This is a genomic window from Rhodococcus sp. G-MC3 (assembly GCF_030063335.1).
In the GTDB taxonomy this organism is placed as follows: domain Bacteria; phylum Actinomycetota; class Actinomycetes; order Mycobacteriales; family Mycobacteriaceae; genus Rhodococcoides.
Genome location: NZ_JASISW010000002.1, coordinates 300,544 through 312,485, shown reverse-complemented (window position 1 = coordinate 312,485; position 11,942 = coordinate 300,544). Strand labels below are relative to the sequence as shown.

The following is an 11,942-nucleotide window of genomic DNA, read 5'->3' as shown; positions in this document are numbered from 1 at the left end:
GGTCCATTCATGCGGAAGGCACGGAACTACTCGGTGGACGCACCGGCACCCAGGAGGGCGGCAATCATCCCCGGGGCAAGAGCGACAGCGGGGAGCGCACCCACATTCAGCTCGATCAATTCGTCGCGGGTGATCTGAGGGTCGCGAAGCCATGAGATCGTGGCTTCCTCGACGAAGGCGATCCAACCGCGAACGGCAAGTTGTGTGGCTGCGGTGGTCTCGACCTGCAGTAGGTGCAAATTCGCGACGGTGCGGTCCGCCATTGTCGTGCGCGTCTGCTCGAAGACCCCTCGCATATCGGGATCGCCGGTCGCCGAGCCGCGTAGTAGCGCGATAAAGGTTTCTCTGTTCTCGGAGACGTAGTCCACGTAATTCGCGATGGAATCGCGCAAGACCTCGTAGGGTCCACCCAAGGATGGGTCGGGAGCCGTGCGTTCGAGCATCGTCTGACTGGCTTCCTGCACGATGGCCAGGTGAAAGTCCTGCTTCGACGAGAAATAGTGAAAGAGCAGCCCCCGCGACACTCCGGCCTGGTCGGCGATGTCTTCGACGGACACCTGTTCGAGCGGCCGGTCGGTCAGCATCTCGGTGCCGAGCGCGATCAGCTGGGCACGCCGCTCTGCGGGGCTCATCCGAGTACGCCTGGCAGGACCGGAGCCTGCAGATCGACCGGATGTGGTGGTAACCGGGTTGTTCACACTGGCCATCAGAACACTCTACTGAATAGTAGTCAATAACTATTGACTCACACTCAATAAGCTTCTAGTCTCGTTTGCATGAGTCTTTCCGTAACAGATACTTCGGAGCGCGTGATTGCGCCGCGCCAGGTCGACACCGTGATCATCGGCAGTGGCTTCGCCGGCCTCGGCCTCGCGGTCAAGCTGACCCAGCAGGGCAAGACGAACTTCCTCGTGCTCGAACGCGGCGGCGACGTCGGCGGCACCTGGCGCGACAACACCTATCCCGGTGCTGCCTGCGACGTTCCGTCACACCTGTACTCGTACTCGTTCGCGCTCAACCCGGACTGGACGCGCTCGTTCTCCACCCAACCGGAGATCCAGAAGTACATCTCATCGGTTGCCCGCAAGTACAACGTGCTGGACAGGCACGTGTTCGGTTCGGATGTCACGTCGGTGACCTGGAACGAGAGCACCCACCGCTGGGATATCGTCGCCAGCACCGGCGAGTACACCGCAAAGGTCGTCGTCACGGCGGTCGGTGCATTGTGCGAGCCCAATCTGCCCCCCATTGCAGGTATCGAAGGTTTCGAGGGCGAGATCTTCCACTCCGCCCAGTGGAACCACGACGTCAGCCTCGACGGCAAGCGTGTCGCAGTCATCGGCACCGGAGCCTCCGCGATCCAGATCGTCCCGGCAATCGCCGGGCAGGTGAAACACCTCGACGTGTACCAGCGCACCGCCCCGTGGATCCTTCCTCGTTTCGACCGTGCGTACACCGGCATCGAGAAGTTCGCGTTCAAGCACATCCCCGGATTCCAGCGCTTGTCGCGAACGGGCATTTACGCAGCGCGTGAGACTCAGGTCGTCGGCCTCGCCAAGCAGCCGAAGTTGATGCGAATCCTCGAGGTCGTGGCCCGTCAGCAAATCACCAAGGGCATCAAGGACAAGTCGCTTCGCAAGAAGGTCACGCCGAACTTCCGCATCGGGTGCAAGCGAATGCTCATCTCGAACGCGTACTACCCGGCCCTGGATCGCCCGAACGTCGACCTTGTCACCGACGGTATCGCCGAGGTGCGCGCCAACTCGATCGTCAGCGCCGACGGGACCGAGCGTGAGATCGACGCACTGGTGGTCGCCACCGGTTTCCACGTCACGGATTCGCCTGCCTACCAGGGTATCTACGGCAAGGGCGGCAAGACCCTCGCGCAGACGTTCGACGAAGAGGGCCAGCAGGGCTACAAGGGCGCGGCCGTCGCGAACTTCCCTAACATGTTCTTCCTCGTCGGACCCAACACAGGCCTCGGCCACACCTCGATGGTCTTCATGATCGAGTCGCAGCTCAACTACGTGGTCGACGCGCTGAACACGATCGAGAAGCACGACATCGGCGTCATCGAGGTTCGCAAGGACGTGCAGGACGACTACAACGCGGACCTTCAGGATCGCATGTCGAAAAGCGTCTGGATGAACGGCGGCTGCGCCAGCTGGTATCTCGACAAGCACGGAAACAACACCACCCTGTGGCCCGACTTCACGTTCCGGTTCCGCAGCATGACCAAGAAGTTCGACCTTGCAGCGTACCGAAGCGTTGCTACAGGCGATCTTTCCATCAGCGGCAGCGCCGTAGCGTCCGCATCCGACAGCAAGGTCGTGGCACAGTGATGTCGAAAAGCACAGTGAGTTCCAACAGCGCGAGCGCATTCGCAGGCAAAGTCGCCGTCGTCACCGGTGCGGGCTCCGGTATCGGGCGCGCGCTCGCCCTCAACCTCGCGCAGCGCGGCGCCAAACTCGCACTGTCGGACGTCGACGTCGCAGGACTCGAAGAGACCGTGCGCCAGGTGGAAGCACTGGGCGGAGAGGTGAAGTCGGATTTCCTTGACGTCACCCAGCGCGAAACCGTTCTCGATTACGCCGACGCCGTCAAGGAGCGGTTCGGCAAGGTCAACCAGATCTACAACAACGCCGGAATCGCCTACCACGGTGACGTCTCGGAGTCGTCGTTCAAGGACATCGAGCGCATCATCGACGTGGACTTCTGGGGAGTCGTCAACGGCACCAAGGCATTTATGCCGCACATCGAGGCGTCCGGTGACGGCCACATCGTAAACATCTCCAGCCTGTTCGGTTTGCTCGCGATGCCGTCGCAGGCCGCCTACAACGCTGCGAAGTTTGCCGTCCGCGGTTTCAGCGAGGCACTGCGCATGGAGCTGCTCATCTCCAAGGCGCCCGTCAAGATGACCGTGGTTCACCCCGGTGGCATCAAGACTGCCATTGCGCGCAACGCAACCGTCGCCGAGAACTACGACCAGCAGTCCGTCGCCAAGTTCTTCGATGCGAAGCTCGCCAAAACCACACCGGATCAGGCCGCGAAGACGATCCTCAAGGGCGTGGAAAAGGGCAAGGGCCGCGTGCTGATCGGATCCGACGCAGTTGCACTCGATCTGTTCCAGCGGATCACCGGGTCGAAGTACCAGCGAGTGGTCGCGCTCATCGCCAACCGCGCGATGCCGCGAAAGAAGTGACGCAATGAAGACTGTGTACCTGCCGTTGCCGCTCGTCTCCGCTGCGTTGAAGCCGTTCTATCGGCTCGCCCTCGATGCCAGGCTTCCGTTCACCGTGCAGCGCAAGCTTCTCGACCTCGGTGCACCGCTGCAGACGATGCCGGAAGGCGCTGTGGTGCAGCGGCTTACCCTTGGTGGACGGCGGGCCGAACGCGTCACCGTCGGGGCCACCGAGCGCGACACAGCGGTGCTGTACCTGCACGGGGGCGCGTACACCATCGGGTCGATGGCAACGCACCGTTCGCTCGCAGCTCACCTCGCGCGCGAATCGGCAAGTGCCGTCTACGTTCTCGACTACCGCCTGGCACCGGAAAACCCCTATCCCGCCGGTCTGACCGATGCCGTCGCGGCCTACCGTGAACTGCTCAAGTCGCACGGTTTCACGGCGGATCGGGTTGCCATCGCCGGAGACTCGGCTGGCGGCGGACTCTCGGTCGCCACCGCTCGTCACCTCGTCGACGACGGTGTGAAACCTGCCGCCCTCGGCCTCATTTCACCCTGGGTCGATCCCGGTGCTCGTGATGCCCAGTTCGAACGCGATCTGGTGGTGAACACCGCATGGTCGTACACCTCGGCCGAGGCCTACCTGGGCGACGGCGACCCACTCGACCAGGGATTCGCACCGCTCCAGGGCGATCTCACCGGATTGCCGCCGGTCGTTCTGCACGTCGGAACGTCGGAGGTTCTCTACCCGCAGATCGTCGCGTTCCACGAAAAGCTTCTGCTCTCCGGTGTCGAGGTCGATTACGTCGAGTACGAGAAACTGTGGCACGTAGCGCATCTGCAGGCATCGATCCTGCGTGAAGCTGCGGACGCAGTGCACCACCTCGGCGCCTTCATCGGTGCCAGGGTCAGGGCCGGTTCAGAGGTTGTGCTCGCCGAGCCAACGAGCAGCGACATCGCCTGAGTCACCACCACTGCGGACCTCGCCGATCATATCGGCGAGGTCCGCAGTGGTCAGTTCGCCTGCCACGACACTGAGCGTCGCAAGAGCCGTGTCGTTCAACGAACCGTTTCGTAGCAACGGGACCACGTTCTGAGCCGGAAACACACTTTCGGTGTCCTCCAGCGTCACCAGATCGGCTGCTTCAGGCCCGAACGAGACTGTCGTGAAGGCCAGGACGTCGATCTCTCCCGACGCCAGAGCATCCACCGCGGTTCGCGCGTCGAGATATAAGACGACGTCGGTGAACCCGTCTCCGATTCCAGGTTCGAGCCGAGCGACAACTTCCTGTGGATCCGGCTTGGGAGGGTTCCCGAGAACGCCCATCCGCCGACCGTATAGGTCTGATTCGACGTCCGAGAGGGACGACGCATCCGCGAACGGCCCTGCCGGCGATACCGCGATAGCCGTTCGATCCTCGGCCAGCGCGTAGTCCCCCACCGTCAGCCCCTCGGGCAACGACCTGTTCAGATCGACGAACACGTCCTCCGATTCGGTTGCCCGCGACGTCGAGTCGAACTCGGACAGCAGTGCACCGGTGAAGTCCGGAATCAATGTGATGTCGCCGCGGTCGAGGGATTCGAGGTAGTCCGCCCGGCCGCCCAACCCGGACTCGACCTCCACTGCGGTACCTGCGGAGCGAATCGCGCCCGCGTAGATCTGAGCTAGCAGCCGGCTCTCGGCACTGTCACCCGCCCCGACTTTCACGTCGGTGGAATCGGTTGACTGCGCGCTGCAACCGGCCAGGACGACGACGCCTATCGCGGCTACGAGTGCCTTCGGACCCGACGCGAACACTCATACTCCATCCCACCCGTGGCACCACAGGTTTACCGGTTCCGGTCGCCGGGAACAAAGGCGAACGAGATGATCAACAAGCCAACCTTATGACTATGCTGTTTTTTCAGCACAATCCGAGTGCGGCCGAGAGATACCGGTTCGTCCATGCCGGAGCAGCCGAACCGATGTCATGCACCAGAGGCTCTGGAAAGGCCCCAATGAATCTCACCCGAACCACCCGCGCCCTTGCCGTTTTGTCCCTCTCGGTTCTGGCGCTGACGGCGTGCGGCGGCAACAGCGATCCGTTGTCCTCCGGCGGAGGTGAAACCAACACCGACCCCAACACGATTGTCGTCGGCTCGGCCAACTTTCCCGAGTCCGAGACAGTGGCGAACATCTACGCCGAGGCTCTACGAGCCAACGGCTTCGATGTGAGCACCAAGCTCAACATCGGCAGTCGTGAGGCGTACATCCCCGCGGTCAAAGACGGATCGATCGACATGATCCCCGACTACACGGGCAATCTTCTGCAGTACTTGGACGAATCGGCCACCGCGACTTCGTCCGCGGACGTCCTCGCAGCGCTGCCTGCAGCACTCGGCTCCGACCTCGCCGTGACGGCTCAGGCACCAGGTGAGGACAAGGACGCCGTCGTCGTAACGCGTGCCACGGCAACCGAACGCAACTTGAAAACGATCGGCGACCTCGCGCCGTTCTCGGCCGACGTCAAGTTCGGTGGCACCCCCGAGTTCCAGGAACGCGTCGGAGGCCTGCCCGGTCTGAGCTCGAAGTACGGCCTCGATATCGCTGCGAGCAACTACGTTCCGATCTCCGATGGCGGTGGCCCTGCCACAGTCGAGGCGCTCGTCTCCGGCCAGGTCAGCGCGGCCGACATCTTCACCACCTCCCCCGCCATCGCGGCCAACGACCTTGTCGTCCTCGACGATCCCGAGAACAACTTCGCCGCTCAGAACATCATTCCGGTGTTCAACAAGGCCAAGGCGTCGGACAAGCTCACCAAGGTGCTCGACGCGGTGTCCGCGCAGATCACCACCGAAGAACTGATTGCGCTCAACACCTCGGTGTCCGGGGACTCGAAGACCGAGCCTGCGGCCGCAGCGAAGGCATGGGTGGCAGACAAGGGCCTGGACAAGCCGGTCAGTTGATTCTCACGCACACGAACGACAGGGACCCACTGCAGTGATCACTTTCGAACGTGTCAGCAAGACGTATCCCGACGGAACCACCGCAGTCGATGCGTTGAATCTCGTGATCGAGCCCCAGTCCTTCACGGTGTTCGTCGGGCCGTCCGGCTGCGGCAAGACGACATCGATGCGGATGATCAACAGAATGATCACGCCCACCTCGGGCACGATCACCGTCGACGGGCAGGACATCGCCGAGACCGATGCCGTGAAGCTACGGCGCGGAATCGGATACGTCATTCAGAGCGCCGGGCTGCTGCCCCACCGGACCGTGGTGGACAACGTCGCCACGGTGCCGGTGCTTCGCGGTCAGTCGAGACGTGCGGCACGCAAGGCTGCACTCGGTGTGCTCGAGCGCGTCGGACTCGACCCGGCATTCGCCTCGCGCTACCCGGCACAGCTGTCGGGCGGTCAGCAGCAACGAGTAGGGGTTGCCCGAGCGTTGGCTGCCGATCCCCCGATCCTGTTGATGGACGAGCCGTTCAGTGCCGTCGACCCCGTGGTTCGCGAGGATCTACAGACCGAGATGCTGCGACTTCAGGCCGAGTTGAAGAAGACGATTGTATTCGTAACTCACGATATCGACGAAGCCGTGCGGCTCGGTGATCACATTGCCGTCTTCGGTCCTCAGGGACGACTTCAGCAGTACGACAGGCCCGAGACAATTTTGTCCGCTCCTGCAACGCCGTTCGTGGCGTCGTTCGTCGGCCGCGATCGTGGTTACCGAGGTCTGTCTTTCCGCTCGGCGGAGGCAGTCACCATGCACTCGATCGACACGGCCACCGAGAGCCAGATCGCGGATCTACGCTTGGGCCAGGGACAGTGGATACTCGTGGTGGACTCCGCCAGGCGTCCACTCGGTTGGATCGACGCCACCGGCGTCGAAAAGGTACGCGGCGGTGGAACTCTCGCTGACAGCACTGCAGCGGGTGGGTCATTGTTCCTCGAAGGTGGCGACCTTCGCCAAGCGCTCGACGCGGCGATCTCCTCACCCTCGGGCATCGGCGTCGCGGTCGATTCCACCGGAGCAGCGGTCGGCAGCGTCGATGCCGCGGAAATCCTCGAACATCTTGCCGTTCAACGTAAAGCCGAGGACGAAGAACGCAACCGCCACCACTTCACCACAGCGCGCCTCGGCAAGGACGACACCCAGTGAAATGGCTGGTCGACAACTTCGACGTCGTCCTCGGTTACACCAAGACACATCTTTATCTCTCGCTCGTGCCGCTCCTGATCGGGCTGATCATTGCGATACCGGTCGGCACCCTCATCCGCAACGTTCGCTGGGTGCGGCGAATCACGCTGACGGTGGCCAGCATCGCGTTCACCCTGCCCTCGCTCGCTTTGTTCGTCATGATTCCGGCGATCGTGGGTCTGCCCGTTCTGGATCCGCTCAACGTCGTCATTGCGCTGGCCGTGTACTCGACGGCTCTGCTGATCAGAGCGGTGCCCGAGGCGCTGGACTCGGTGCCGTTCGCAGTGATCGATTCTGCCGAGGCCATGGGTTATTCATCGCTACGGCGGGCAGTCTCCGTCGAGCTGCCACTGTCGCTTCCGGTTCTGATCGCCAACATCAGGGTCGTCGCCGTCACCAACATCTCGCTGGTGTCGGTGGGTTCGGTGATCGGCATCGGCGGTCTCGGCCAGTTGTTCACGCAGGGATACCAGCGTGACTATCCGGACCAGATCGTCGCGGGCATCATCTCGATCGTCTTCCTGGCGTTGGTGTTCGACGCCGCACTGTATCTACTCGGCCGCTGGCTGACGCCGTGGACTCGCCTCGGGACCACATCGAAGAGGACAAAGGTGCGAGCATGAATCTGTTCTCGCAGGCATTCAGCTATATCTTCGACGGTGGAAACTGGGCTGGGCCTACAGGAATCGGCGCCCGAATCATCGAACACATCTGGTACAGCCTGTTGGCGGTGGCCATCTCGGCCGCGATCGCCATTCCGATCGGCCTGCTCATCGGACATCTCAAGAAGGGCGAGGCCGTCATCGTCGGGCTTGTCAACGCACTTCGGTCCTTACCGACACTCGGCATCCTGGTTTTCCTGGTACTGGTGATCGGGCTTGGTCTGATACCCCCGATCATCGCGCTCGTCCTTCTCGGAATTCCGCCGCTGCTCGCCGGAACATACTCCGGCATAGCGAATGTCGACGCGTTGGTGGTGGACGCTGCGCGCGCGATGGGGATGACCGAGCTGCAAGTGCTCTTTCGCGTGGAAATCCCGAACGCGTTGCCGCTCATCCTCGGTGGACTGCGCAACACGACGCTGCAGATCATCGCTACCGCGACCGTCGCCGCCTACGTCAACCTGGGCGGGCTCGGGCGCTACATTTTCGACGGGCTTGCACTCTACGACTACGGACGGGTGCTCGTCGGCGCAATTCTGGTGGCAGTGTTGACTCTGATCGTCGACAGCTTTCTGGCCCTTGCCGTCTGGGCATCGGTTCCGGGGACGGCCCGCCTCAGGCGCATGCCGTCGCCGACGTCGCGAAAGAACGCACAAGGCCGGCTGGCGAAAACCGAAAGCCAGTAACAGAAAAACACCCCGAACCTTGCCCTGGTAGGGCAGGTTCGGGGTGTTTCTTTTCCCTGTTTCCTACGCGACACCCTCGGCTCGCGCTGCTGCCGCAACTGCGTCCGCAACGGCCGGGGCTACGCGAGGGTCGAGCGGGCTCGGCACAATCTTGTCCGCAGCCAGCTCGTCACCGAGAACCGAGAGGATTGCCTCGGCAGCGGCGAGTTTCATGCCTTCGGTGATGCGGCGTGCTCCGGCGTCGAGTGCGCCCTTGAACACGCCGGGGAAGGCGAGCACATTGTTGATCTGATTCGGAAAGTCACTTCGCCCGGTCGCGACGATCGCCGCGTACTTCGCCGCCCGTTCCGGGTGGATCTCCGGGTCGGGGTTGGACAGAGCGAAAACGATGGACTCCGGCGCCATCGAGGCGATGTAGGTCTCGTCGATCTGGCCCGCGGAGACACCGAGGAATACGTCCGCTCCCACGAGGGCGTCCGCCGCACTCCCGGTCAACGCCCTTGGATTGGTGCGGACTGCCAGATCTGCCTTCACGCTGTTGAGGTCGGTGCGATCGCTCGAGACGATGCCCTTGGAGTCCAGAACGACAACGTCCGGAGTGCCCGCCGCCAGAAGAATGTTGGCACAGGCGACGCCGGCAGCACCAGCTCCGGAAATGACGATCTTCAGTCCCGCGGTGCTTCGCCCCTGTACCTTCGCAGCACCGTTGAGCGCAGCGAGGACCACGATCGCGGTGCCATGCTGATCATCGTGCATGACCGGGCAGTCCAGGGCCTCGATGACACGCTTCTCGATCTCGAAGCATCGGGGCGCGGAGATGTCTTCGAGGTTGACGGCACCGAAGCTGTGACGCAGGTGCACGATGGTCTGGACGATCTCGTCGACGTCATTGGTGTCGAGGACGATCGGGATGGAATTGAGGCCGGCGAAGTTCTTGAACAGTGCCGCTTTGCCTTCCATCACAGGCAGCGATGCGCGCGGGCCGATGTCGCCGAGGCCGAGAACGGCAGACCCGTCGGTGATGACGGCGACGAGACGATTGGTCCAGGTGTACTGCTTGGCGAGCGAGGCATCCTGCGCGATAGCGCGGCTGACCTGGGCGACACCCGGGGTGTACGCGATGGAGAGGTCCCGCTGCGTCTCGAGCGGTGAGGTGAGTTCGACCGAAAGCTTGCCTCCGATATGGCCGAGGAAGATCTCCTCGTCCGTGATGGCGGACAGGTTGGCTGTGTTGCTCGGCGGTTCGGTCACAGTCGTCACGTTATAGCTCCTCAGACACAATCCGGTTGCAACCGGTAGGCAATTCGAAGAAGATGCCCGGAGCGCGCCCTTTCAATGGCTGCGACTGCCGGAAAACCTACGATGACGTGAGGCAGGTGAGCGTCACAGTCGAGCGTGGCGCTGTGGCGTCACCGCTGCATTGGCGCCAGTCTGCCACTGCACCAGCGCTACACGCAAACCCCTGTCCCCCATCGAGCCTCATCCCCACCATTGCGTCCACAGCAGCACCCCGGCAACGACCAACACCAGCAGTGACGCCCCCGCGGACAGCACCCGCCGACGGTGATCGGCGAAATGTTGGATGACGAGTGCCAGCACGGCAGCACCGATGTGCGCGGCAACCGACACCGTGCCCGGGCCGGGAAATCCTCGCTGAGATCCGAGGTACTGCGCCCCGGTAACGACGATCGCCAGCACGACAAGACCGGCTGCGACGGCTCCGCTCAAACCTCGTAGCACGGTAGTCAGCCTCCTGTGATGAATCCGCGGACGGAGTCCGCTATGAGCTGCACTGCGATCGCAGCCAGCAGCAGACCCGCGATCCTGGCCAGTAGCGTGATGCCACCTTCGCCGAGGATACGAATCAATACCGTCGAGAATCTGAGTACGAGAAAGAAGACCAGGTGGATGGTCACGATGGCGAGGGCAATGGCAATCAGCGAACCGACATTTCCATCGGCCTGGCTGACGTAGACGATGACTGCGGCGATTGCTCCAGGACCCGCCATCAGCGGTGTTCCGAGGGGTACGAGTGCGACGTTGACGTCCTCTGCCTCCGATCCCCCGCCCGCTCCGCGACCGGTGAGCAGCGAGAGCGCGATGATCAGCAACAGGAGCCCGCCTGCTCCCTGCAGCGCGGGGATGCCAATGTGCAGGTAATTGAGAATCGCCTGCCCGCCGATGGCGAAGACGGTGATGACCGTCAGCGATACCGCAGGCGCCTGCCAGGCTGCTTTGTTCCGCGCTTCCTTGCTCTTTCGCCCGACGAGCGAGAGGAACACCGGGATGGCCCCAGGAGGATCCATGATCACGAACAACGTGATGAGGACCGTCAGGTACAGAGTCGTATCGAAGATCACGCGGGCACGCCCGAGGCCTCGTCGAGGAGTCGCTCGTATTGGGCGACGGCCGTCGTGTGCTCGCCGAGTTTCAGCAGTTTGTTGCTGCCGTGATAGTCCGACGACCCGGTAGCGATCAGGTCGAGTTCGACTGCCAGTTCACGCATGAACAGGGTGTCCGCGGCGTCATGGTCCGCGTGCTCCACCTCGACACCGCCGAGACCGTGCGCGGCGAGTTCCCTGATGTGATCCGGATCGAGGAGTCGACCGCGCGTGCGAGCACGGGCGTGGGCGAGCACGCTCACGCCTCCCGCTGTTTTGATCATCTCGACCGCCCGCTCGAGCGGAGTGTCGATCTTGGCAACGTAATAGGGACTTTTCGTCGAAAGGTACCCATCGAATGCTTCCTGCACGCTGCGGACGGCGCCGATGTCGACGAGAGCCCGCGCCAGATGCGGACGGCCGGCGGATTCGCCCGTTGCCGCAAGGATCTCGTCGGGCACGATCTCAGGATGGTCGACGGCGAGGAGCTCGGCCATCACCCGGATACGGCCGGTCCGCTCACCGCGCAGCCGTTCCAACTCCTGAGCGAAGACCTCGTCTTTCGGGTCGAACAGGTAAGCCAGGAGGTGAACGGGCACCGGGTTTCCATCCACTCCGCGGCCGACGCAGGACATTTCCATCCCTCGCACCACAGTGAGTCCGGCAGGGGCAGCGCTCACGGCCTCGTCCCACCCCGCGGTCGTATCGTGGTCGGTGATGGCAACGACGTCCAGGCCCGTCTCGCGCGCGGCACGAACCAGCTCGGCCGGGGTGTCGGTGCCGTCGGAGACCGACGAATGGGTATGAAGGTCGATGAGCACGGAAGCCAGTGTCTCAGGCGCTCCGTGT

13 protein-coding genes are annotated in these 11,942 nt (G+C 63.0%); 7 read left to right on the top strand and 6 right to left on the bottom strand.

Annotation, left to right across the window (positions count from 1 at the left end; genetic code table 11):
- Window positions 1–26: 26 nt before the first annotated feature.
- Entirely contained in the window at window positions 27–707 is a 681-nt protein-coding gene (locus tag QMK17_RS03370; RefSeq protein ID WP_442972683.1) for a TetR/AcrR family transcriptional regulator, read from the bottom strand.
- A 69-nt stretch (window positions 708–776) separates the two neighbouring features.
- Here QMK17_RS03370 and QMK17_RS03365 point away from each other — a divergent pair, with 69 nt between their 5' ends.
- From QMK17_RS03365 to QMK17_RS03355, 3 genes are read left to right on the top strand one after another with little or no spacing between them, the layout of a single operon-like run.
- Window positions 777–2,342 carry a flavin-containing monooxygenase gene (locus tag QMK17_RS03365; protein WP_283507004.1) on the top strand — a complete coding sequence of 522 codons (1,566 nt, stop codon included), beginning with the start codon at window positions 777–779 and terminating at the stop codon, window positions 2,340–2,342.
- A 14-nt stretch (window positions 2,343–2,356) separates the two neighbouring features.
- Complete coding sequence (locus tag QMK17_RS03360) at window positions 2,357–3,202, top strand: SDR family NAD(P)-dependent oxidoreductase (RefSeq protein WP_283507003.1); 846 nt, start codon at window positions 2,357–2,359, stop codon at window positions 3,200–3,202.
- 4 nt (window positions 3,203–3,206) lie between these two features.
- Window positions 3,207–4,148: an alpha/beta hydrolase gene (locus QMK17_RS03355; protein WP_283507002.1), complete on the top strand. Its 942-nt coding sequence runs from the start codon at window positions 3,207–3,209 to the stop codon at window positions 4,146–4,148.
- On the opposite strand, the gene QMK17_RS03350 is transcribed toward QMK17_RS03355, so the two are convergent.
- Window positions 4,104–4,982 (bottom strand): glycine betaine ABC transporter substrate-binding protein, encoded by an 879-nt coding sequence (locus QMK17_RS03350; protein WP_283507001.1) that lies wholly within the window; start codon window positions 4,980–4,982, stop codon window positions 4,104–4,106. The two genes, QMK17_RS03355 and QMK17_RS03350, sit on opposite strands and share 45 nt — an antisense overlap.
- 200 nt (window positions 4,983–5,182) lie before the next feature.
- Here QMK17_RS03350 and QMK17_RS03345 point away from each other — a divergent pair, with 200 nt between their 5' ends.
- From QMK17_RS03345 to QMK17_RS03330, 4 genes are read left to right on the top strand one after another with little or no spacing between them, the layout of a single operon-like run.
- Window positions 5,183–6,130, top strand: coding sequence for an ABC transporter substrate-binding protein (locus tag QMK17_RS03345; protein WP_283507000.1), 948 nt, complete (start codon window positions 5,183–5,185; stop codon window positions 6,128–6,130).
- Window positions 6,131–6,164: 34 nt separating this feature from the next.
- Window positions 6,165–7,325 carry an ABC transporter ATP-binding protein gene (locus QMK17_RS03340; protein ID WP_283506999.1) on the top strand — a complete coding sequence of 387 codons (1,161 nt, stop codon included), beginning with the start codon at window positions 6,165–6,167 and terminating at the stop codon, window positions 7,323–7,325.
- Entirely contained in the window at window positions 7,322–7,987 is a 666-nt protein-coding gene (locus QMK17_RS03335) for an ABC transporter permease (RefSeq protein WP_283506998.1), read from the top strand. Before QMK17_RS03340 ends, QMK17_RS03335 begins: the two co-directional genes overlap by 4 nt.
- Window positions 7,984–8,712, top strand: coding sequence for an ABC transporter permease (locus QMK17_RS03330; protein ID WP_283506997.1), 729 nt, complete (start codon window positions 7,984–7,986; stop codon window positions 8,710–8,712). The genes QMK17_RS03335 and QMK17_RS03330 overlap by 4 nt, the downstream gene beginning before the upstream one ends.
- A gap of 63 nt (window positions 8,713–8,775) precedes the next feature.
- Here the strand turns inward: QMK17_RS03330 and QMK17_RS03325 are convergent, their stop codons facing one another.
- The 4 genes from QMK17_RS03325 to QMK17_RS03310 form a co-directional block, all read right to left on the bottom strand.
- Entirely contained in the window at window positions 8,776–9,972 is a 1,197-nt protein-coding gene (locus tag QMK17_RS03325; protein ID WP_283506996.1) for an NAD(P)-dependent malic enzyme, read from the bottom strand.
- A gap of 219 nt (window positions 9,973–10,191) precedes the next feature.
- A complete protein-coding gene (locus QMK17_RS03320) occupies window positions 10,192–10,440 on the bottom strand; it encodes a hypothetical protein (protein ID WP_283506995.1) in 249 nt (82 codons plus the stop codon).
- Window positions 10,441–10,457: 17 nt separating this feature from the next.
- Complete coding sequence (locus tag QMK17_RS03315; RefSeq protein WP_283506994.1) at window positions 10,458–11,072, bottom strand: MarC family protein; 615 nt, start codon at window positions 11,070–11,072, stop codon at window positions 10,458–10,460.
- Window positions 11,069–11,914: a PHP domain-containing protein gene (locus tag QMK17_RS03310; protein ID WP_283506993.1), complete on the bottom strand. Its 846-nt coding sequence runs from the start codon at window positions 11,912–11,914 to the stop codon at window positions 11,069–11,071. Before QMK17_RS03310 ends, QMK17_RS03315 begins: the two co-directional genes overlap by 4 nt.
- Between the last annotated feature and the right edge of the window lie 28 nt (window positions 11,915–11,942).